This is a genomic window from Sulfurisphaera sp., from assembly GCF_059755235.1.
Genome location: NZ_DBPRYF010000046.1, coordinates 61,919 through 83,433, shown reverse-complemented (window position 1 = coordinate 83,433; position 21,515 = coordinate 61,919). Strand labels below are relative to the sequence as shown.

Sequence of the window (21,515 nt, the reverse complement as noted above, 5' to 3'; positions counted from 1 at the left end):
ATTAGTCGTTGGAAGAAAAATACTTATATTACTTATACTTTTTAAACCTTATGAGAGAAATAAAAAACATTTCCGTAATTGGTGCAGGGGTAATTGGTGCAGGTTGGAGCACTCTTCTTGCTCTAAAAGGGTATGACAATTGGTTTTATACAGAGAAAAAAGAAACTTTAGATAAAGGAGTAGCAAAAATAAAAGGATACCTGCAAGTGTTGTATGACTATAAGCTAGTAGACAAAGAGCCAGGTTATTACTTACAAAAAGTTCATCCTACAACTAATTTTGATGAAGCAATAAGTAATACCGATTTAGTCTTGGAAGCAATTATTGAGGAATATGGCGTAAAAAAAGCCTTGTTCAAACAACTCGACGAAAAATTAGATAAAGACGTGATCTTGGCCAGCAGTACATCTGGTTTGTTAATGACCGAAATCCAAAAAGCAATGCAAAGATACCCAGAAAGAGGGATCATAGCTCATCCTTGGAATCCACCACATTTACTTCCCTTAGTTGAAATTGTACCCGGAGAAAAGACCTCTCAAGAAACAATAAACGCCACTAAAGATTTTATGGAAAACAAACTGGAAAGAGTGGTTGTCACTTTGAAGAAAGAAGTACCTGGATTCTTGGGTAATAGACTTGCTTTTGCCTTATTTAGAGAGGCTGTATATCTTGTAGATGAAGGAATAGCAACTGTAGAAGATATCGATAAAGTTATGACAGCTGCAATAGGTTTAAGATGGGCTTTCATGGGTCCTTTCTTAACTTATCATCTAGGCGGAGGTGAAGGAGGACTTGAATATTTCTTCAGTAGAGGATTTGGATATGGTGCAAACGAGTGGATGCATACATTAGCGAAATATGATAAATTCCCTTATACTGGAGTAATAAGATCAGTTGAAGGAATGAAAGAATATGAGTTTATAAAGAGTAAATCGTTCCAAGAATTATCAAGATGGAGAGATGAAAAATTGATTTCTCTTATAAAGCTATTAAGAGGGAAGATTTGATTTTTATTCTTCTTCTTTAAATTCTAATATTCCTAAATTCTCTAATAACCCAGAATCTGTTACATCGAATAACACAGCTTCTTCGGTGTCAGATGTGTTTACATGGTAATGTACTAGATTTGCTGGAGCCACAAACACATCTCCTTCTTCCCATTCTAATTTCTTTCCTCCAACAACAGAGTAACCCTTCCCTTTTACTACTAGATAGATTGATGCCATATTATGAGAGTGTGGTTTAGTTGTCGCTTTAGGGGATAAGTATTGAAAACCAGGCATCATTGTGGGTGTCAATCCTCTCGATCTGCCGGTGCTTGGTGAATATAACATTACTTTGGCTACTCCTTTTTCTACAGGATTATCTTTTGCTAGGAGCTTTAGTAGATCCAAAATTTTATTAAACTTTACAACTTTAGGACTAACTTGAGGTGGAGGTGTAGTATGTTCCATAAAGGCTACAATTTTAAGATCTTCAGTTTCATTTTCTATTTCATTAATTATTTCTTTAGCTTTTTCCTTTATAATCTCAGATTGTTTATCAATGCGTTGAAGAGTCTTAGACATATGTATAAATAGTATAAGTAATTTAAAAAGATGACTGACATGAAAAGTTGCTATATAATTTCGGAAGGAAAAAAATGTGTGGAAATTTGTGGAAGGATAATTTGTGACGAAGAAACAGTAAGAGATTATGGTGAGATGTGTGAGAAATGCCAGAAAGGAGATAAGAAAACTTGTATAGATCTCTATGAAAGATATGGTTGCTGGAGTACTACAGGGTGGTGGTTATAAGGATCGAAAGTAACGCAGATATTATTCCAGCTATAACCATTAAGATCATCGTAACCAATTTGTCTTTAAGTTCTCCTTCATAAATAATTCCTAGTATCGAAAGTGACGCAGCCGATAACAATATAGTTAATGTAGTATTTTTTGTAATAATGTAGATTATTAAAGGAACTAAACCAATGAAAGGAGAAAGAGTATGAGCTAATGTAGCTAGTGTAACACTTATTTTAAAACTATAGTCATATACAGTCCCTTTTAAAGATCTCATTATTTGTCTTTCTAATGCTTTCAATTCCTCTTCTTTTTCCTTATACTCTGCTACAATTGTATTCCACATTGATGAAATAGAGACACCAACAATCCCAGAGACTGTAAGTGGTATTATCTTAGATATTGGAGTTTTCGATACAGCTGACGAAATAATTATACTTAATGCTACCAACAAACCATCAAAGGAACCTAGTACAATATACCTCCTAAAGGTGGACTTATCGTTTTTCAAAACTACTTTAAAAGCTTCTAACAGCTTTTGCGACACAGTAATACTTTAGATTGAACTTATATATTAGGTTTATCTAAAAGATGGCGATGAACAAAAACATTTACCTTGCGTTGGCAGTACTAGTTATAATTTTAACTGCAGTAGGAGTCTATGCATTTAATTCGTATAAGACTACGATAACAGTAACAAACTTAGGTGGTACAGCAGTAAATGGAAACTATGAGTTAATAGTAAAGATCTATGTAAACTATGGGCCTTTTGGTGGTACACAAGCATTACCTTCTGCTGATGTTTGGCTATACTTAAATGGAAAATTCTACAATCAAACACTCACGAATAATCAAGGAGAAGCAGTATTTTATGTTCCACCAGGTAACTACACAATCTTTTTTACTGTGTTCCACCTTACTAAAAGTATAACTGTTAATTCAAATACTGAAGTTGTGCTTAACTACGCATATTTACACTCATGATGTGAACGGGAGTACAACTGAGGGTATGATGATGTGGTCCTCGACTGAAAAGTTTTTACTTTGTTTTCTAAGTATATAGTATGAGTGTAAAAATTGACATAGTTAAAGTCGACATACCAGAAGGTACAAACGTAATAATAGGTCAATCTCATTTTATCAAAACGGTAGAAGACCTGTATGAGACATTAGCCTCATCAAGCCCTTATATAAAGTTTGGGATAGCCTTCTGTGAGGCAAGCGGAAAGAGACTAATTAGATGGGATGGAAATGATGAAGAGCTAATAAAGATTGCTCAACAAACTGCGTTAAAAATAGCGTCTGGTCATACGTTTGTAATATATATAAAAAACGGTTTTCCAATAAACGTAGTTAACAGGATAAAGAATGTTGAAGAGGTTGTAAGGATTTTTGCTGCTACAGCAAATCCATTACAAGTTTTAGTGGCTGAAACCGATCAGGGGAGGGGAGTTATAGGAGTTGTTGATGGCTTTACTCCATTAGGTATTGAGACAGAAGCTGACATAAAAGAGAGGAAGGAGCTCCTCAGGAAGTTCGGATATAAGAGATAAAGCCTTTTCCAGAAGTGAATTCGAAACTTCTTTTTCTCCCTTACAATATTTAACCATAGAAGCAGAAAGAAGTATTAAAGCTTGAAGATATTTCTTCTTTTTTTCGTCCGATTCTCTTCTCCATTTTTCCTCTAATATTTCGTGCGATTCCCAAAACCTTGCATTAAAAAAGAGTTTTTCAAAAGGCTCTCTTTTGCTGATAAATAGAGGTTTTCCTAGTATCTCTTCTATTTTCTTGTTCTCATAAGTGTCAATTTCAACGTATTTACATGTTCTTACATCAATGACATTAATGCCTAAATTCCTCAATTTTTCCTTTATATTTTTGTCACAACACTCTTTAGGGTAAAAATAAATTACTCTTTTCACAGTAGTAGATCTCAGTCATGTTTAAGAAATTTTATGAAAGAGGGAAGGAGACAGAATATGAAATAGAACAACCGCTCTCTTTAAATGAAATTTGGAAACCATTAGATGAGGTCTTTTCGAGCCTAAAAGATGTAAATATAATAGATGTTTACTATGAGGAGGTAGAAATTGTGGAAAAGAAAGTAACTTATCCAACCATTGTAGTTGACGTTTACACAAAGGATAATAAAAACCTAGTTTACCTTATTTACGTTAAAGATCTTGATGAATATACTTGGAAAGAGATAAAGGGAGAAATAGAAAAGAGATACAAAAGCAATCTATTAAATATTTGCGACGAAGATGAAATGTACATTTCATTTTGCACATGATTTTTATTCTACAAATGAGATAAATCATATGTGAGTAAAGAAGCAGTACTTTATAAAAAAGAAGATAGTAAAGTAAGATGTCTTGCATGTGCTAGAAGATGTTTAATAGGAGAGGGACAAATAGGATTTTGTGGAGTAAGATCTGTCCATAACGGTAAGCTTTATCTTGACGTTTACGGTAAAGTAGCGGCGGCTCATGTTGATCCCATAGAGAAGAAACCACTCGTTCACTTTTATCCTGGCTCTAAAGTGTTTTCTTTCTCCACATTTGGTTGTAATTGGATGTGCATGTACTGTCAGAACTATGATATAAGTCAAAGAAGGAGAGCTGAAGGAGCTGACTTGTCACCAGAAGAGCTAGTTGATATGGCTTTAGCATATGAAGCAGAAGGAATGACTTATACTTATAATGAACCTGCAATATTTGCAGAATTTGCTCATGATACGGGAGTCATTGCAAGAAAGAAAGGGTTATTCAATACAATGGTTACAAATGGTTATTGGACACCAGAACTTGTCGATTATGTGAAAGATTTCCTTGACGCAGCAACTGTTGATTTTAAAGGTAACGGTGAGCCTAAATTTATGAAAAGGTATACTGGTGCATCTGGCCCCGAGCCTATAATTGAGACAATAAAAGCACTAAAAGAAGAAGGTATTCATGTAGAAATTACGGATTTAATTGTGCCAAAAATCGGGGATAGTCTAGAGGCAGCTAAGAATCTTCTTACTAAACTCTATGAAATTTTAGGACCGGACGTCCCTATACACTTTTTGAGATTTCACCCTGACTATAAGCTTGATTATTTACCTTTAACACCGGTTGAAACTCTTGAAGCTCACTATAAACTAGCAAAAGAGCTTGGGTTTAATTATGTTTATATCGGGAACGTTCCAGGCCATCCTTACGAGAACACATACTGTCCTCATTGTGGTAATATGGTAATTAGAAGAGACGGGTTTAGAATCTTGGAGTGGCACTTAACTGACGATATGAGGTGTTCATACTGTGGCTATAAACTGCCTATAGTAGGTAAACTATCAAAACATGCCTTTGAAGATAGATTTGAATCAGTTTTTATGTGAATCTTTTTTTAATGAAATTTTACACGTTAAAGAGCACAAAATAACATGGAAAAGAGGAGATAAAATTAGTATGTCATGGTAACTTTTAGATTTGCTTTATCGTTATTTGCAATTATTATCTCTACTACTGTATCGCCGCATCGTTTTCTTAATACAATTGAGCTCTCTTTAGGAATTACTTTTAGATTTCCGCAGTTATCCAAGTTTCTAAGTTTAAATAAGTAAGGAGGCTTTATTTTTTTAAGAGCCTTGTCAAAAACATATTCAAAAAGAGTCGAGGGATTATCGAAGGAAAACTTCTTCATTGGTACTTCGAATTTTATTTCTATGTAATACTCATTAACATCTATTTTTATATTCTCATATCTTCTACTATTTAGATAAGATATAAGTATAGGGGCTATTACCACTATTGCAATAATTTCTATCATCCATTGTCTGAGATAGTAATAAGCCAAAATTAATGAGGATAAAGAGGATAATCCTATCATAAGGGGTAAATATCTGATGTTTTCAAAGAAGTCTTTTAGATAATCAGACAAAATATAAGAAGAAATAGAACTACCAGCAAATGGTATAATTGAAATAGCAGAGAATAATAATGGTTTAATGTCTCTTCTCATAATATTTTTTACTGAATAAGATCTTAAAAGCCTTTTTCAAAGTTTTTTGCTATTCCCCCATTATTTATAAGTTTGATCTCTATGTAGATTTTATGGAAACAATTGTAACAAAAAAAGAGGCTCCGATAGGTTGGATATATTTAAATAGACCAGATAAACTGAATGCCATAAACCAACAGCTGATAAAAGAACTGAGGGAAAGTATTGATAATTTTCTTATAGACCAAGAAGTAAAAGTAATAGTAATAACGGGCAATGGAAAGGCATTTTGTGCCGGAGCAGATATTTCTGAATTTAAGACGCTCAACGGATATACTGCTTGGCAATTTGCTAAAAGTGGAAGGGAGCTCATAGATTATATAGAAAATTCTCCTAAACCTACAATAGCAATGATAAATGGTTATGCTCTAGGAGGAGGTCTTGAAATTGCTTTAGCATGCGATATAAGGATTGCAGCAGAAGAAGCACAATTAGGATTACCAGAGATTAATCTAGGAATTTATCCGGGTTTCGGCGGAACTCAGAGATTAATAAGAATAATTGGAAAAGGAAAAGCACTGGAGATGATGTTAACAGGAGATAGAATACCTGCCAAAGAGGCAGAGAGATTTGGATTGGTCAATAAAGTTGTTCCATTAAAAGACTTAGAACAAGAGACAAGAAACTTTGCGTTAAAGCTAGCCGAAAAGCCTCCTATTTCAATGACTTTAATTAAACTTCTAGTAAATCAAGGACTTGACATACCAGAATTAGCTGGGTTGAATATGGAAAGCCTAGGATGGGGAGTTGTATTTAGTACAGAAGATCAAAAAGAAGGAGTTAATGCTTTCTTAGAAAAGAGAAAAGCTCAATTTAAAGGTAAGTAATCTTCTTTTTTAAGATAAAAACCAATTTGAAATAAAAGTTTAAGCCAAAAGTATTTTTTGTATATACTAAATTAATTTTATTATTATCAACGCAATTAATATTATTGCTAAATATGGAGAGGACAATTTAAAGGACTCCCAAGCCTCATCTTTTGTAGGATTTAAGTACAATTTAACTGAAGTATATAGTAGCAGAGCTGATGTAAGGCTCGCAACTATCATGTAAATAATACCTCCAGCATATAATCCAATCAATAACGCAAAGGGTACCATAAGAGCATTAGAAACCGCTATAGCCTTTGCTGCGGTTTTTTCATCGGTCAAAATTGGTAACATGGGAATTTCTGCATTCTTATAATCATCACGGAACCTTAATGCAAGGGACCAAAAATGACCCGGTGTCCACATAAATATTAAGAAGCCTAGCAAGAATGATAAGACTGAAAAGGAGTTACTACTAGCTGCAAAGCCTGCCCAAGCAGCGGCACTTCCAGCGAAACCACCGATCACTATATTCCACCAAGTTCTTGGTTTCAGCCATATGGAGTATATAACAACGTAGATAAACGCTCCCAAAGCAATAAAAAGAGCTGTTAAAGGATTAGCCAAGAATCCTAACAGAACACCGGCAGTTATGAAGATAGCTCCAACTGTATAGGCTTCCTTCCTATTTACTTCTCCTTTAACTGTTGGTCTTTTGGAAGTTCTCTTCATCTTTTTGTCCCTTTCTATTTCAAGTCCACCATTTATGATCATACCTCCACCTGCAGCTAAACTACCACCAATTAACACTGCAAGAAAGCTTATTACAAGGCTAGTAAGATTAATACTCTTAGGTAATCCTAAGACAAACCCAGTAATTGCAGCCAAGTCTAGTAAACTAATAACATTTGGCTTTGAAAGTTTGATATAATCAATTAGTTTTTGTGACATCGTTATCGACATAACTCTCACGTATATTAAGGCTTTTTTCATATTTAAACATTCGTTTGAACATTTACTATTATTGAAATTTCATAGGCAATCTCTAATTAATAAAATTAGATCAGATAGAGCTGCATAGGCTGCATTTATCGGACCTGCACCGGGTCCTCTTATCAGTGTAGTTTGAATGTCTGTAGTTAATTCTAAAGCGTTATCTACCCCATCTATGTTGTATAACGGATCATCAGGCAAAAGTTGGATAGGTTTCACCCATATTTCATTTTGATCGGCATATGCAATTAGTTTCATTTTCCCGTCTTTAACTTTTCTTATATTCGATATTCCTTCAAATTTTACTTCTTTAATAGAGATATTTCTGTTCAACATGAAGTTAGCTAATATTGTAATTTTAGCAGCAGCATCAAACCCGTTTATGTCTAGCGTTGGATCTTCTTCTGCATATCCTCTTTTTTGTGCTTCTTTTAGCGCATCTTCAAAACTAACTCCTTTATCCATTAAAGTTAATATAAAGTTTGTAGTCCCGTTAAGAATTCCTCTTATTTTCTTAACTTCACTTCCGGGTAGAACTCTGTAAAGATTGATTGATGGTGTTCCACTCATAACAGTTCCTTGGAAGCCAATTTTTGCATTATATGATTTTGCCAAATTAAATATTTCTGAATATGCCAAGGCTAAGGGTGCCTTGTTAGTAGTTATTATACTCACTTTGTCTTTAATCGCTTGCTTATAAAGAGAAAGAGAAGGTTCTCCATTATTATAATTAGCGGAAGAGACGTCAACTATAACATCTGGTTTTATCTTATCATATGCTTTGAATACATCCCCTTCCAAGTCAGCTGTGAAGCTTTCTCTATCGTCTAGCATTATTCCTTTCCTTGTAACAATGCCAGCAATTTTCACATCCTTAAGCTCTTCTAGTTTCTTTTCATGAAGCAGTTTTCTAAACGATTTTCCTACATTCCCATAACCAAAAAGTAATAATTTAATCATGCTTCATTCACCACCATGTTCCATTTTCCGTTCGCAAACTTGACTAATAGCTCAGCTGTTAATTTAGCAGCAGTTATTACTAAACTTTTCTCTACTCCGGGTACTCCTGCAGCAACAATCAGCACGTTCTTAGTGTCTAGTGTAATGTTCGTTAGAGTAGAATCTCTATGAGGGTAAATATGCATAACTTTTCCTTCTTCATCTATCATTATAGGAATATTTGCGTCAAGTTTTTCTGGCTCTTGTTTCCCTATTCCATAAAATATCTCATTTCCTTTACTTAACGTTATCACAGGATTTCCTTTAACTTTATCCGTATCATAAAGTCCTATTGGCACTAAAGTTTCTGTACTAGCTATATTTCCAGCATCAACTACGTTGTTTATTCTAGGTAATTTTGCGTTTCTACTAACTCTTCTTCTCAAAGCTTCTCCACTTGGTCTTATCTTAGTCGGGTCGATTCCTATTTTCCAATAGAAATCTCTATATGCTCTTATCACTGGGTTGTTCTTAAGCGATTCTGGGTTTTCATTCTTATATTTTTCTTCAACTTTCTTTAATTCCTCCTCAATTTGCTTATTATCTTTTTCAGTTTTTACATCACGGACTTCAGTAAAAGCCACAAAAATCCCTAACTTCTTTGCATCATCAAATACCTTCACGAACATATATTATGTTTCTGTCGTCGAGACAATAAGTCTAACTTTTTTAACACCTTTTAATTGTGAGAGTTTCGAGGCTAGTTCTACTAAATCTTTTTTCTTTCCCTTTACTGCAACTGCCTCAATGCATTCCTCTCCTACGTGAAGATGGAGGACAGATATTATCTTATCTTCGTGCTCATGTTGAAATTCAGTAACGTTATTTGCATTCTCACTATATACTAAATTGATTATACCATAAACAAGATTTTCACTATCTTCATTTTCATCTAAGTAATTCCTTAAAGCAATTTGTATTATTTTGCTTCTATCGTTTATCCTCTTTTCCTCTTAGTACCTTTCGAGTCTTTCACTGAGTTCTTTAGGTATAGAAACACTAATCTTTTCACTCATTTATTTATACCTCGATTCAAAAACTTAAAACCATGAGCATTCTTAAAAAGGCTGAAGAATTAGGAGCCACCTTTGCTGATATTAGACTTCTGAAAATTAAAGATTTAGTTTTGACTGTGACAGAAGACAGAGAAATAATTAGTAGCAATGGGGTCGATGAGGGATTTTCTCTAAGAGTTTTGTACCAAGGTAATTGGGGTTATAAGTCTAGTACTGGTGAGCCCAGTGAAGAAGACGTTAGAGATGCAATAAATGTGAGTTATGGAGATGAAAAAGTAAATATTGTCTATATGCCACCAAAGAAAGATAAAGTAGAGATAAAGCCTAAATACGATTTTAATAAAGGCATCAAAGAGAAGCTCGACGATTTAAGAAAAATTAGGGAAAACGTTATTTCTATTTCAGATAAGATAAAAAGCGTTAACATTAGATATTATGAAAGTCACTATCATAAAGAATATTTGAGCACAGATGAAAGAGAGATTCAACAGGATTTTGTTATTAGTGGTTTCTCAGTTGTGGCAGTAGCTAGAGAAAATGATATAATAGCTTCTGCTTATGTTTCAAAATCTACATATCAAGGTTATCCTTTCGAAGTTTTCGATATGAATGAGGTTCTTAAAACTTTAAAGAGAAGGATAGATGGACAAATGAAAGGAAAAACAGTAAAAGCAAACCAATATACAGCTGTATTAGCCCCAGAGGTTGTAGGAGTTTTCGCTCATGAAGCAATAGGACATTTAGCAGAGGCTGATCTTGCTATTAATGGGATTTTGTATGAAAGAAGAGGGAAAAAGATAGCACCAGAATATGTTAACATAGTTGATTCACCCGTTCTAGAATATAAATCTGCTATTGGGGTAACAGTATACGATGATGAGGGAATAGAAGGAAGAGATACTTATATCGTTAAAGATGGTGTAGTTAATGAGCTTCTTACTGATAGATTTTACTCTGCTTATTTAGGTCAAACGCCTACAGGGAACGCTAGAGCAGAGGATTTTAGATATCCAGTTATAATAAGAATGAGAAATACGTATTTTACACCCGGTGACTACTCTTATGATGAAATTATAAGAGACGTTAAAAATGGTGTTCTTTTGGTTTCACCAAGGGGAGGACAAACTAGTCCAGATGGTACTTTTCAGTTTGGAATACAAGAGGCATATTTAATAGAGAATGGGGAAGTTGCATCTCCTTTAAGGAACGTTGGAATCTCAGGCTATACATTAGAAACTTTAGGCCAAATAAAAGCCGTATCAAAGGATTTTGATATTTCTCCGGGTTATTGCGGAAAAGACGGTCAAAGTGTCCCAGTAGGAGTAGGTGGTCCTTATATTAAAGTTGAGAAAATGAAAGTTGGTGGTGTAATTGACTGATATGTATACAGTTATACAAAAGGCCAAAGATTTAGGCTATTCAGCAGAAATCTTTGTGACTGAAGTTAATGAAGTTCAAGTGAAGAGAGAGAAACAGTACCAGAATATGCATATATGTGAGAGAGGATATGGTTTACGTATAATCAAAGAAGGAAGATTAGGTTTTGCTTATGGTAATAAATTAGATAATCTATTAGACCTAGCAATTGATAGTCTAAGAGCATCAAAAGAGGACAAATTTAATGTTCTTCCCTCACCTGAAAAGATAAACAAAATGAACTTAAAGTTCTTTGATATTTCCGAAGGGGAAGAGAAGATTAAGGAGTTAATGAACTATGGAAATGAGATTCGGGAGCTTGTTAATGTTGTTTCAGAGTATTATGAAGCCCTTAACTTGAAAGTGAAAGTAGTTAGCACTGAAGGTATAGATGCTGAAGAAGATAGGAGTCTATTGAGCTTTAGTATAGCCTACAATGTAAGAAATGATGTTGAAGTCAGCCCAGAGATTTACGAATACAAATCAAGCAGAGATCCTAAGCTCAACATAGAAAAAATAAGAGATAAGGTTGATTTAATGAAGAGAATGTATGGGAGTACAAGGGATAAACTTGAAAAGAAGCTTACAAGTGTGAAATTTACTCCCAAAGCCTTAGCAGAATTGTTTGTGCCTCTATTCTCTAGCAGTATCTCGTTAGAAAACTACTCTAGGGGTAAGTCTCCTTTAAAGGAGAATGAATTAGTTAATCCTAATCTAGAGATAATTGATAATCCGTTAATATCAAACGCCCCATATAGTAGGTCTTTTGACACTGAAGGACTACCTTCAAAATTAAACGTTTTAATTAAAGAAGGAAAAGTTATCAAATTCCTATCGAATACTTATTGGGCTCTAAAAGCTAACAAAGAAAACACTCATTCTTCTTCAAGGAGTTATTCTACTCTGCCATTTATATCACCATCTGTTTTGGAGGTTAATGTTAAGGAGACTAGTGAAAATGAGATTATAATTGATCAAGTTCAAGGCGTTCATACTAGTAACTTTGATACTGGTGAGTTTACAGTAGTTGCGCCAGTTGTATGGAACGAAAAAGATGGAAAAGCGTATAGAGAATTAACTATTTCTGGCAACCTCAAAGAATTATTAAAGGGAATAGAGGGAAAAAGTGGTGAAAAAGAACTTTACGGGAATTTGTATTCTTCCTCACTTATAATTAATGGTGTGAATGTTTCATGAAAGTTTTAAATTCTATCCATCAAATAGAGAAGTGATTAATATGTTTAAAAAAATCCTCGTAGCATATGACGGTTCAGATCATGCAATGCGAGCATTAGATATAGGAATAGATTTGGCTAAAAAGTATGAGGCAAAATTGGATATTGTAGAAGTTGTAGACACAGCAGCTCTACTAGGCATGGGCGTAGCACCTATTCCAGGCGAAGTAATTCAACAGATTTATAACAAGGCAAACACAGACGTAAATGGAGCAAAGTCTAAGGCACAAAGTCAAGGAGTAAAAGATGTAGAGGGCATAGTATTAGAAGGAGACCCAGCTGCTGCTGTGCTAGAATATGCTGGGAAAAATGGTGTAGATTTAATAATTACTGGTAGCAGGGGTCTTTCAACTTTCAAGAGGATTGTATTAGGTAGCGTTTCAACCAAACTTGTACAAGAAGCAAAAATGCCTGTACTAGTAGTTAAGTAAATTTTCTTTCTTCTTTTTTCCTTATTCTATTATCCTTAATACATCTTCTACTTCGAATATTCCACACTCTGTGACTAATCTTCCGTAATAATCTACAAATAATGCTATGCATTCTCTCTCCTCATTTCTTCCCACTATTCTTATCTTCTTATTCTTTATTGACAGATAATTATTCAACTCGTCTATGATTTCCTTCTCATTTCTTCCTTCATAGTTCTTTATCTGATTTATTGTAGCCTCGAGTATTTTGTCATTATCCACTTCTCTCTTCAATTCCAAATAAAGTGAGGTTCCTTTCACATCAATAGGTAGTTCTTTTATGTTAGTATCTATTCCGAAACCTATAAATACTGTAGTTTCATCGCCTTGCGTAATTCCTTCAATTAGGATCCCAGCGAGTTTCTTTCCTTCATATACAATATCGTTAGGCCATCTGATCTTCACATCAAGATATTCAGAGATAGCCTTCCTTAGTGCTAAGGCACTGCGTAAAGTTAAAAAAGGTATTTTCTCAGCGTTATACCCCTTTATTACATAGGTTACCCAAAGACCACCCTTTGGTGAATACCATTCTCTTCGATATCTTCCTCTTGCTTTAGTTTGTTCTTCCGCTACTATTACAAATTCTTTTGCATTAATCATTTGAAAAATAGCTTCAGCTAAATCTTGGGTTGACGTTACGCTTGGAAACTTAAAGAGTAACATACTTATACACGTCATTAATTTCCTTTATAATTGAAAAGCCTGTCGCTTTTCTTGCTCTATTCATTATAGCAAAACCTATTCCCCTTTCCGGAAAGCTTACTATTAAACCTATATCTACATTAAGTTTATCCAAATCCCTAAATGCATCAAATAAGTTCTTAGCTACTTCATAAAGGTTCTCATCACTTCCCAGAACTATATGAGGGACGTCTTTAAACTCATTTTCCAATTCTTTAGATATAAGAACAGCAACTTTGTACTTTTTCTTTAATAAATCAACTACTTCTCTGAGTATTTTCCTATTTTCTACCATAAGTAATTTAGTACTAGGCGCGTAGTGTCTGTACTTCATACCAGGTGCTAACGCAACTTCTGCTTCCTTCTTCCCCTCAGCAAATTCTGGGATTACTATTTCTCCAAAGATCTTCTTTAGTTCTTCTACTGTGAAAGGACCAGGTCTCAGTAAGACTGGTGGATTGACGGAAACGTTTATGATCGTTGATTCTACTCCAAAAAATGTATGCCCACCATCTATTATTATATCAACTCTTCCATTCATATCCGCTACAACATCTTCAGCTCTTGTAGGACTTGGTTTTGTTGCTAAATTCGCACTTGGAGCTGCTATAGGGACTCCACTTTCCCTTATTAACTGCAATGCTATTGGATGTGCAGGCATTCTAACTGCTACAGTATCTAGTCCAGCACTGACTTCTTTAGGTATTTTATCAGTCTTTTTGAGAACAAATGTAAGGGGTCCAGGCCATACTGTTTGAGCTACCTCTAGTACTTTATCTGGGATTTCTCTAGCTACATCATATAGTTGTTCAAATTCTGCTATATGAACTATTAATGGGTTGTCTACTGGTCTATTTTTGGCTTCAAATATCTTTAAGCAAGCTTTCCCATCATACGCGTTAGCTCCTAAACCATATACTGTTTCCGTAGGGAAGGCTACCGTTCCACCATTTTTGATCACATTTGCAGCTATTCTAATCTTATCAATCTCTGGATTCAAAGGATCAACCTTTATTATTTGGGTCATAAGTGGGAAAGTATCCTCTGATTTTTTAAATCTGTTTTTATATGGAAAAATAGTGATGAAGAACTCACAGAAAGATATTTGATGTCTGGGGCGCTCTATACTGAATTTACTGAATGGTGATTGGTGAGGTGATCTCTGAAGAGTGATGAGGGGTTTTATACCCTTAGTAGAGTTTAATTCCAAATTGAAATGTATATACACTTTGTTTCTTAGAAACGTAAGTTGTACAACTCTTTTTAACAAAAGGATTTTAAGAATGTAGCCGATAGTAATAAAGGGATTACAATGAGTGATGAACTACTCTTAACGGGTAACATAAACGAAGTTACAAAGAAGGCAATAGAGTGGCTGTTAAATAGAAAGCCAATAAAAAATCTAAGGGATTGGGGTGTTTCATTCTCTTTATGGCCTCCACATCTGACCACTAGCTGCTGTGGAACAGAGTTTGGAGCATTTGCTGCTGCTAGGTTTGATTCTGAAAGGTTTGGAGTGCTTCCTTTCTCTTCTGCTAGGCAAACAAATCTTTTGGTTATTGAAGGTACATTGACAAGGAAAATGGCAAGAGCTGCAAAAATAGTTTATGACCAGATGCCTGAGCCTAAATTTGTAATAGCAATGGGTTCTTGTTCTCTTGAAGGAGGAATATTTTGGAATTCTTATAATACAGTACTTCCCTCAGAAATAGGAATCCCGGTAGATATATATGCTCCAGGTTGCCCTACTAGACCAGAAGCATTAGCTAGAGCGATTATCACGCTACAAAAAAGAATTAGATCTAATGGTGATCAAGTCGTAAAAAGCAAGTCAGCATAATCTATATCGACAATTTTTGCTTTGACTTGTCTTTTATATTCTGGTTTTATCTTAGCTGGTATATCTTCTACTACTATTCCATCCCATAATTTAAGGAACTCTTTTATTTCGTTTATTAATTCTTCTCTATTTCTTCCAATTACTGGCACATCATATAATATTAATAGTTTATCAGGTTTATCGTTTTTTATGCCTAGAAAACGTAGTTCTGTAGTTAGCATATTATCGTATTTTTTAGCTCTTAAAGAAACTATGACATCATCTTCATCCGTTAAAGACGTTAAACCGCCATCACTTTTCGTATTTACAGTATATTTGTACCCGGTATACATTCTCTTTTTATCAAAAACTATTAATTCTCTAATTTTAATCCCACTTTCGTTGTAAGAAGTAAATGATGGAAATGAATCTGCAAGAGAAGAGATAAATTTCTTACTAAGTATAATATATCTTACCTCTGGTTTTAGTATGGATGAAATATTTATTCCTTGTATTTTCATATGTAATACTTCTCAGTTTACCTTAATTTTCCTTTCATTTAATGAAACTTTAATTTGCTTAAAAGCAAGATGAACAATTTTTAATATAGAATAAAAGGACAAATATGAATGATAAAGGATGAACAATTTTTTAGCATGTGTTTAGCCTTCTGAACACTTATCTCAAATATAATTATAAATTAGCATGTAAAATTAAAAAGTATTCAATAGTATTTAGAAAAGGTTTGTAATAGAAGAATTTAAGCTTCAGTACACGAATTAACATTTATAAATTGCGTCTCTTTTACTTATGTTGATGAAATTAGAAGAGTTGGTTTCGAAATTAATTCAATTTCCTACCGTTAATCCCCCTGGAGATAATCTACTCGAATGCGCTTCCTTCATAAGAGAATATTTTTCCATGAATGGTTTTTCAGCCTCAATATTCGAATTTGAGAAAGGATGGCCTACAGTAGTTGTTGACAATGGAAAGAAATCCGATAAAAGCGTTTTGTTAAACGGTCATTACGACGTAGTTCCAACTGGTGATAAGAGCAAGTGGGACTTCGATCCTTTTTCTGGTAAAATACTGGAGGACAAGGTCTATGGACGAGGTGCAACAGATATGAAAGGAGGCCTTGCAGTGATTATGCAAATATTTACAGAAATAGCAGATAGAGTTCCCTATAATTTAATTTTTACAGCTGTTCCAGATGAGGAGACTAGCGGTGAAAAAGGCTCAAGGTATCTAGCGGAAAAATATAAACCTAACTTGGTTTTGATCTCTGAGCCTTCTGGTTCGGATTCTATAAATATAGGTGAAAAAGGGTTATTGCAAGTAAAATTAATCTCAAAAGGGAAAGTGGCTCATGGAAGCTTACCTTCTCTAGGAGAAAATGCTATAATGAAACTTGTAAGGGATCTTTTATCCTTAGAAAAAATTAAGGATATAGAGATAAAGGTCCCAAACGATGTAAAAGAAGCATTAACAGCTAAAATTCCAAATGAAATAGCGAAGAATGATGTAGTAAGAATATCTTTCAATCCTGGCGTTATAAAAGGTGGCGTTAAAGTAAATGTGGTTCCAGATTATGCTGAAGCTGAGGTAGATATGAGAATTCCACTTGGAATAAAAAGTGAAGAAGCACTTCAGATTGTAAAAAGTTTAGTATCTTTATCCTCAGTAGTTCCTTTAGACACTTCCGAACCCAATTTTACCTCTCCAAATAATACTTATGTTGTCAAACTGGAAGAAACTATAAAGAGATTGCTAAATGTAACTCCTACCAAGTATATAATGACTGGAGCAACTGACGGAAGATACTTTAGATATAAGGGGGTACCTACAATTGTTTATGGCCCTGGTGAGTTGGGATTGGCACATTCCTATAACGAATATATAACTTTTAAAGAGTTAAGAAATTCTTATGTAGTAACTAAAGACTTTTTACTATCCCTCTTCTAGGTATCTAAATAACCATGAGGAAATTAGCAAAAGTATCCCTGCAGTGACAAAGTCTATTCCGTAACCTAAGTAATGACTAATATAACCCGAAAGTAGACTTCCTACGAATAGAGCTATTCCCACAACAGTACTATAAACTCCTAAGTTTTTACCTTGCGATCTTTCGCCAACTATTTTAAAAATTAACGTGTTGGAAGCAGAGTAATACATAGAAAAAGCTATCCCTGCAGCTAAAGGGTAAAATATTAATCCGAGTACAAGAATACCTAGACCATAAAATATCAACGCACCAATACCAAGAACTATATAAGAGAAACCTCTGAGCAAAAGTGATTTATATGCAATGTCTTTTTCATCTCTTTTTGCCATTATTTTTTCTACTAATCTATAACCTATTATCTGAAATATCATGCCAATTGTTATTACTGCAAGAGCTTCCGATTTATTTAAACCTTTCACATATAGGCTCGCTGGATAAACAGTATTGAATATCCCACTACTAATATAAAAAATAACAATTGCAAGATACAGCAACGGAATATAGTTTATAGGCTTCTTTAAGAGCCTCTCTAGTCTGAACATCTTAAAATTATGTGGGTTAGGTAAGTGAAGAAATATAAGCGGTAAGTGAAGCAGTCTGACAAAGAACGACTCTTTATGATGAAGCATCGCAGTCCTTTCAAAAGTTATAACTGGGTTTGGTAATATCTTTAAACTTGCTAATGTGGTTATTCCCATTATGATTCCGAGCAATAGTATTAGCTGATAAATCCTAATATATTGAACCAAGAAAGTTGATAATAAAAGACCAATTAACGTCCCTATAGAGGAGAGTAGAGAAAAGCGTGAGAAAAGCATTCCCCAATCTTTCTTTTCAGCTGACTCCATAACTAACATATTAAATGGTGTAGTTGACGCAGTACTTGTAAAAACAAGTAACGAATAACCTAATCCTATTAATGGTATTGAATTAGGATATGAAAGAAGAAACAGCGACACAGTTGTGCCTGAAAAGCTAATAAGTATTTGTTTTTTTCTATTTAACTTATCTGCTTCAAACCCCCAGATTACTGATGAAGGAATTAAGATTAAATTTCCTAGCGACATAACATAAGCTACATCTAATGCATTGCCACCTAAAGATATTATCTGTAGTGTAATTAGAGTGGATATAGGTCCTATGCTGGCATTATAAGGTAGTGATAGGTACATCCACTTAGTGTCCCTTTTAATCAATCTATTTTAAGCATTTCAGTCTAACTTTTAAAACTATTTATCTTGCTTTAACAATATTACTAGAGTTTAATTTTAACCAAGTTAATTATCTTTACGTTAGGGTTTAGAAAATCATAGTTTTTTTGGATGAAAGAGAAAAGGAATATGTGGTATAAAATGCTTTTAGAATTAGCTTTAAGAGGTAGAGGTGGACAAGGCGTAGTTACTGCTGGAGAACTCATGGTTAAATCTATGGTAATTGAGGATGAATACGCTCAGTCAATTCCGTTTTATGGTGGCGAAAGAAGAGGTGCACCAGTAGTATCATTTTTAAGACTTTCTGATCAACCCATTTTCCTCCATAGAGAGGTTTATAATTCGGATGGTGTAGCTGTTTTTGATCCATCATTAATGGAAATAATGAATGTCACAGAAGGCATAAAAGACTCTGGGTTTCTTCTTATCAATACTCCAGAACCCAAAAAATGGTGGAAAAATGAGTACATTGTTGACGCTACCTCAATTGCAAAAGAACTAGGACTTGTGGTTGCAGGTTGGGCAGTTGTCAATACAGCAATGATTGGAGCTTTGGCTAAAGTCTTAGGAAAACCTTCACTTAATTCGTTAGAAGAGGCTGTTAAGGAGGAATTTCCGGGTAAAATAGGTGAGCTAAATGCTGAAGCAATTGAAAGAGGTTATAAAGGGGTGAAAAAGGTTGATTAATGTCCCAGAAGGTATTCCAATAGCAAGACCAAAAATAGGATCATCCGGAAAGACCGGGTTATGGAGGGTTGAAAAACCAGTAATATATTATGATAAGTGCACAAAATGTAGACTTTGCGTACTTTACTGCCCGGAAAACACTATAGACCTTTTAGAGAATTTGTATCCTCAAATCGACTATGATTATTGTAAAGGTTGTGGTGTATGTGCACAAGTTTGTCCTACTAAGGCGATTGAAATGGTAAAAGAGGTGAAATAAAAATGGTTCAAGTTCTAAAGAAGAAAGCATTAGCATTAGTTGGAAATCATGCAGTAGCATATGCAGTAAAACAAGCTAAACCACAAGTATTAGCAGTTTATCCAATAACCCCACAAACTACTATGCTAGAAAAACTATCAGATTATGTAAGTTCTGGCGAGCTAAAAGCTGAAATGATAAGAGTAGAAAGCGAACACTCTGCTATGGCTGCAGTATATGGTGCTGCATTATCTGGAGCTAGAGTGTTTACAGCAACGGCATCTCAAGGTCTGCTTTATATGACTGAAATGATTTATTGGGCTGGTGGACAAAGAGTTCCCATAGTAGCGGCAGTAGCAACTAGAGCAATAGCTGAGCCATGGAGTATCTGGGATGATCATCAAGATTTTATGAGTAAAAGAGACGCAATTTGGATACAGATGATGGCTGAAAATGTACAAGAGGCTTACGACTTGACACTCCAAGCCTTTAGAATATCTGAAGATGAAAGAGTAATTTTACCGGTGATGATGGGATTCGATGGTTTCATTTTAACTCATACAATGGAAAGGGTTGAGGTACTTGAAGATCACGAGGTTGATTCATTTATCCCACCAAGGAAATTCAACCTTATTGATTTCACCGACCCAGTTGGGGTTGGTCCAATAGCTCAACCCGATGAGTACATGAGAATAAGATTTGAGGCAATGAAAGCTATGGAAAGAAGTAAAAGCGTAATCGAAGAGATAATGAAGGAATATGAAAAACTCAGCGGTAGAAAATATGATTTGGTAGAGTGCTATAAGTGCGAAGACGCAAAGTATGTATTCGTAACGATGGGGGCTTGGAGTGGCGATGCTAAAGTAGCTGTAGATAGGTTAAGAAATGAGGGTATTGAAGCAGGTCTACTGAAAATAAGAGTATTTAGGCCATTCCCCAAGGAAAAAGTCCAAGAGTACTTAAGATCTGCTAAAGGTGTAATAGTGTTCGATAGAGCTTATTCATTTGGCTCAGGTGGAATATTAGCGAATGAAGTTAAGGCATCACTATATGGCTTTCAAACTCCAATATATTCTGTTATAGCTGGATTAGGTGGGAAAGATGTTAGACCATTATGCTTCCAAAAGGTAATGCAAAATTTGGTAAATGGAAAACTGGAAGAAGAGAGGTGGATATTATGAGTTTAATTACTCAACCGAAAAGGATTCCGAAATTCTATAGAGGAAATGCAGCTTGTCCCGGATGTCCAATACCAAGAGAATTAGATATACTACTAGAGGAATTAGGTCAGAAAACTGTATTAGTAGTCCCAGCTTCATGTTCAACAGTAATTTTAGGCGATACTAGTGGTATGCCTGCAACAGTCCCGGTGGTTCACAGTGCTTTTGCTGCTTCTGCTTCAATTGCTTCTGGTATTGTAAGGTCTCTGAGAATGAGAGGAGATAATGACGCAATTGTTACTGTATGGGCTGGTGATGGAGGAACAGCAGATATAGGTTTTGCTGCTCTAAGCGGTGCTGCTGAAAGGAACGAGGATATCCTTTATGTATGTTATGACAATGAGGCATATATGAATACTGGTATACAACGTTCGAGTTTAACTCCTCATGGTGCTTGGACTACTACAACACCAGAAGGTAAGAGAGAGTTCAAGAAACCTTTACCATTCATAATGGCTGATCATAAAATACCGTATGTAGCTACAGCTTCTGTTGCCTATCCATTTGACTATCAAGCTAAAGTTAGAAAAGCTAAGCAAATTCATGGATTTAGGTATGTACATTTGCTATCTCCATGTCCTCCAGGTTGGCGTTTCGACTCTTCACTAACAGTAGAAATAGCAAAATTGGCTGTAGATACTGGGATTTGGCCTTTATTTGAAATTGAAAATGGCGAGTTTAGACTAACTGGAGTAAGTAAAACTCATCTAGATAAAAAGAACAGAAAACCAGTAATAGAATACTTAAAGCTTCAAGGAAGATTTAGCAAATTAACAGAAGAGCAAATAAAGGAAATACAGGATGCTATTGATGAAATGTGGGAAGAAATAGCAGCTAAAATTAAGAAATAATTTTTTATTTAATTCTTTTTATAGGAAAATTTCATTA

General features: G+C 34.7%; 27 protein-coding genes and 1 pseudogene. 16 read left to right on the top strand and 12 right to left on the bottom strand.

Annotated features, from left to right (window positions below; translation table 11 throughout):
- Positions 1-50 precede the first annotated feature (50 nt).
- On the top strand, positions 51-1,007 hold the full coding sequence (locus AC3OCB_RS07345) for a 3-hydroxyacyl-CoA dehydrogenase family protein (protein ID WP_498341706.1): 957 nt from the start codon (positions 51-53) through the stop codon (positions 1,005-1,007).
- Between the two features lie 3 nt (positions 1,008-1,010).
- Here AC3OCB_RS07345 and AC3OCB_RS07340 read toward each other — a convergent pair whose 3' ends face one another.
- Positions 1,011-1,568 carry a cupin domain-containing protein gene (locus AC3OCB_RS07340; protein ID WP_498341704.1) on the bottom strand — a complete coding sequence of 186 codons (558 nt, stop codon included), beginning with the start codon at positions 1,566-1,568 and terminating at the stop codon, positions 1,011-1,013.
- Between the two features lie 78 nt (positions 1,569-1,646).
- Between AC3OCB_RS07340 and AC3OCB_RS07335 the strand changes: the two genes are divergently transcribed.
- Positions 1,647-1,796 carry a hypothetical protein gene (locus tag AC3OCB_RS07335; protein WP_498341703.1) on the top strand — a complete coding sequence of 50 codons (150 nt, stop codon included), beginning with the start codon at positions 1,647-1,649 and terminating at the stop codon, positions 1,794-1,796.
- Here the strand turns inward: AC3OCB_RS07335 and AC3OCB_RS07330 are convergent.
- Complete coding sequence (locus tag AC3OCB_RS07330; RefSeq protein ID WP_498341702.1) at positions 1,777-2,331, bottom strand: hypothetical protein; 555 nt, start codon at positions 2,329-2,331, stop codon at positions 1,777-1,779. The genes AC3OCB_RS07335 and AC3OCB_RS07330 overlap by 20 nt on opposite strands.
- A gap of 50 nt (positions 2,332-2,381) precedes the next feature.
- Here AC3OCB_RS07330 and AC3OCB_RS07325 point away from each other — a divergent pair, with 50 nt between their 5' ends.
- Both AC3OCB_RS07325 and AC3OCB_RS07320 read left to right on the top strand, forming a co-directional pair.
- Complete coding sequence (locus tag AC3OCB_RS07325) at positions 2,382-2,768, top strand: hypothetical protein (RefSeq protein WP_498341701.1); 387 nt, start codon at positions 2,382-2,384, stop codon at positions 2,766-2,768.
- Between the two features lie 80 nt (positions 2,769-2,848).
- Positions 2,849-3,337 carry an adenosine-specific kinase gene (locus tag AC3OCB_RS07320; RefSeq protein WP_498341700.1) on the top strand — a complete coding sequence of 163 codons (489 nt, stop codon included), beginning with the start codon at positions 2,849-2,851 and terminating at the stop codon, positions 3,335-3,337.
- On the opposite strand, the gene AC3OCB_RS07315 is transcribed toward AC3OCB_RS07320, so the two are convergent.
- The gene (locus AC3OCB_RS07315) at positions 3,266-3,706 is read right to left on the bottom strand and encodes a DUF309 domain-containing protein (protein WP_498341699.1); all 441 of its coding nucleotides are present in this window, start codon (positions 3,704-3,706) and stop codon (positions 3,266-3,268) included. The genes AC3OCB_RS07320 and AC3OCB_RS07315 overlap by 72 nt on opposite strands.
- Before the next feature lie 17 nt (positions 3,707-3,723).
- Between AC3OCB_RS07315 and AC3OCB_RS07310 the strand changes: the two genes are divergently transcribed.
- A complete protein-coding gene (locus tag AC3OCB_RS07310; protein WP_498341697.1) occupies positions 3,724-4,077 on the top strand; it encodes a hypothetical protein in 354 nt (117 codons plus the stop codon).
- 30 nt (positions 4,078-4,107) lie between these two features.
- Positions 4,108-5,163 carry an AmmeMemoRadiSam system radical SAM enzyme gene (amrS, locus tag AC3OCB_RS07305; protein ID WP_498341696.1) on the top strand — a complete coding sequence of 352 codons (1,056 nt, stop codon included), beginning with the start codon at positions 4,108-4,110 and terminating at the stop codon, positions 5,161-5,163.
- Between the two features lie 65 nt (positions 5,164-5,228).
- Here amrS and AC3OCB_RS07300 read toward each other — a convergent pair whose 3' ends face one another.
- Positions 5,229-5,786: a hypothetical protein gene (locus tag AC3OCB_RS07300; protein ID WP_498341695.1), complete on the bottom strand. Its 558-nt coding sequence runs from the start codon at positions 5,784-5,786 to the stop codon at positions 5,229-5,231.
- Between the two features lie 92 nt (positions 5,787-5,878).
- Here AC3OCB_RS07300 and AC3OCB_RS07295 point away from each other — a divergent pair, with 92 nt between their 5' ends.
- Positions 5,879-6,652: an enoyl-CoA hydratase/isomerase family protein gene (locus AC3OCB_RS07295; protein WP_498341694.1), complete on the top strand. Its 774-nt coding sequence runs from the start codon at positions 5,879-5,881 to the stop codon at positions 6,650-6,652.
- A 66-nt stretch (positions 6,653-6,718) separates the two neighbouring features.
- Here the strand turns inward: AC3OCB_RS07295 and cyoE are convergent, their stop codons facing one another.
- The 4 genes and pseudogenes from cyoE to AC3OCB_RS07275 all read right to left on the bottom strand — a co-directional run bounded on the left by cyoE (position 6,719) and on the right by AC3OCB_RS07275 (position 9,642).
- Complete coding sequence (gene cyoE, locus AC3OCB_RS07290; RefSeq protein WP_498341963.1) at positions 6,719-7,597, bottom strand: heme o synthase; 879 nt, start codon at positions 7,595-7,597, stop codon at positions 6,719-6,721.
- Between the two features lie 69 nt (positions 7,598-7,666).
- The gene (locus tag AC3OCB_RS07285) at positions 7,667-8,584 is read right to left on the bottom strand and encodes a homoserine dehydrogenase (protein WP_498341962.1); all 918 of its coding nucleotides are present in this window, start codon (positions 8,582-8,584) and stop codon (positions 7,667-7,669) included.
- Entirely contained in the window at positions 8,584-9,255 is a 672-nt protein-coding gene (locus AC3OCB_RS07280; protein ID WP_498341693.1) for a B3/B4 domain-containing protein, read from the bottom strand. The genes AC3OCB_RS07285 and AC3OCB_RS07280 overlap by 1 nt, the downstream gene beginning before the upstream one ends.
- Positions 9,256-9,258: 3 nt before the next feature.
- A pseudogene (locus AC3OCB_RS07275) lies at positions 9,259-9,642 on the bottom strand (CopG family ribbon-helix-helix protein).
- 32 nt (positions 9,643-9,674) lie between these two features.
- Here AC3OCB_RS07275 and tldD point away from each other — a divergent pair.
- From tldD to AC3OCB_RS07260, 3 genes are read left to right on the top strand one after another with little or no spacing between them, the layout of a single operon-like run.
- Positions 9,675-11,021, top strand: a complete 1,347-nt coding sequence (gene tldD / locus AC3OCB_RS07270) for a zinc metalloprotease TldD (RefSeq protein WP_498341692.1) — start codon at positions 9,675-9,677, stop codon at positions 11,019-11,021.
- A gap of 1 nt (position 11,022) precedes the next feature.
- Positions 11,023-12,255 (top strand): TldD/PmbA family protein, encoded by a 1,233-nt coding sequence (locus AC3OCB_RS07265; RefSeq protein ID WP_498341961.1) that lies wholly within the window; start codon positions 11,023-11,025, stop codon positions 12,253-12,255.
- Positions 12,256-12,295: 40 nt separating this feature from the next.
- Positions 12,296-12,724, top strand: coding sequence for a universal stress protein (locus AC3OCB_RS07260; RefSeq protein ID WP_498341691.1), 429 nt, complete (start codon positions 12,296-12,298; stop codon positions 12,722-12,724).
- Positions 12,725-12,745: 21 nt separating this feature from the next.
- Here the strand turns inward: AC3OCB_RS07260 and AC3OCB_RS07255 are convergent, their stop codons facing one another.
- Together AC3OCB_RS07255 and AC3OCB_RS07250 are read right to left on the bottom strand one after the other, a co-directional pair.
- A complete protein-coding gene (locus AC3OCB_RS07255; RefSeq protein WP_498341690.1) occupies positions 12,746-13,429 on the bottom strand; it encodes a biotin--[acetyl-CoA-carboxylase] ligase in 684 nt (227 codons plus the stop codon).
- Complete coding sequence (locus AC3OCB_RS07250; RefSeq protein WP_498341688.1) at positions 13,416-14,474, bottom strand: L-threonylcarbamoyladenylate synthase; 1,059 nt, start codon at positions 14,472-14,474, stop codon at positions 13,416-13,418. The genes AC3OCB_RS07255 and AC3OCB_RS07250 overlap by 14 nt, the downstream gene beginning before the upstream one ends.
- A gap of 285 nt (positions 14,475-14,759) precedes the next feature.
- On the opposite strand from AC3OCB_RS07250, the gene AC3OCB_RS07245 reads away from it, so the two are divergent.
- On the top strand, positions 14,760-15,287 hold the full coding sequence (locus tag AC3OCB_RS07245) for an NADH-quinone oxidoreductase subunit B (RefSeq protein WP_498341687.1): 528 nt from the start codon (positions 14,760-14,762) through the stop codon (positions 15,285-15,287).
- Here the strand turns inward: AC3OCB_RS07245 and AC3OCB_RS07240 are convergent.
- The gene (locus AC3OCB_RS07240; protein ID WP_498341686.1) at positions 15,260-15,787 is read right to left on the bottom strand and encodes a hypothetical protein; all 528 of its coding nucleotides are present in this window, start codon (positions 15,785-15,787) and stop codon (positions 15,260-15,262) included. The two genes, AC3OCB_RS07245 and AC3OCB_RS07240, sit on opposite strands and share 28 nt — an antisense overlap.
- A gap of 295 nt (positions 15,788-16,082) precedes the next feature.
- Here AC3OCB_RS07240 and AC3OCB_RS07235 point away from each other — a divergent pair, with 295 nt between their 5' ends.
- Positions 16,083-17,231 (top strand): M20 family metallopeptidase, encoded by a 1,149-nt coding sequence (locus AC3OCB_RS07235; protein WP_498341685.1) that lies wholly within the window; start codon positions 16,083-16,085, stop codon positions 17,229-17,231.
- On the opposite strand, the gene AC3OCB_RS07230 is transcribed toward AC3OCB_RS07235, so the two are convergent.
- Entirely contained in the window at positions 17,217-18,467 is a 1,251-nt protein-coding gene (locus AC3OCB_RS07230; RefSeq protein ID WP_498341684.1) for an MFS transporter, read from the bottom strand. The genes AC3OCB_RS07235 and AC3OCB_RS07230 overlap by 15 nt on opposite strands.
- Positions 18,468-18,623: 156 nt before the next feature.
- Here AC3OCB_RS07230 and AC3OCB_RS07225 point away from each other — a divergent pair, with 156 nt between their 5' ends.
- Genes AC3OCB_RS07225 through AC3OCB_RS07210 form a run of 4 tightly spaced genes read left to right on the top strand, consistent with a single transcriptional unit; the run spans position 18,624 to position 21,478 of the window.
- Positions 18,624-19,169, top strand: coding sequence for a 2-oxoacid:acceptor oxidoreductase subunit gamma family protein (locus AC3OCB_RS07225; RefSeq protein WP_498341960.1), 546 nt, complete (start codon positions 18,624-18,626; stop codon positions 19,167-19,169).
- Positions 19,162-19,428 carry a 4Fe-4S binding protein gene (locus AC3OCB_RS07220; RefSeq protein WP_498341683.1) on the top strand — a complete coding sequence of 89 codons (267 nt, stop codon included), beginning with the start codon at positions 19,162-19,164 and terminating at the stop codon, positions 19,426-19,428. Before AC3OCB_RS07225 ends, AC3OCB_RS07220 begins: the two co-directional genes overlap by 8 nt.
- 2 nt (positions 19,429-19,430) lie before the next feature.
- Positions 19,431-20,588, top strand: a complete 1,158-nt coding sequence (locus AC3OCB_RS07215) for a transketolase C-terminal domain-containing protein (protein WP_498341682.1) — start codon at positions 19,431-19,433, stop codon at positions 20,586-20,588.
- Entirely contained in the window at positions 20,585-21,478 is an 894-nt protein-coding gene (locus AC3OCB_RS07210; protein ID WP_498341680.1) for a 3-methyl-2-oxobutanoate dehydrogenase subunit beta, read from the top strand. The genes AC3OCB_RS07215 and AC3OCB_RS07210 overlap by 4 nt, the downstream gene beginning before the upstream one ends.
- The last annotated feature ends 37 nt before the right edge of the window (positions 21,479-21,515 follow it).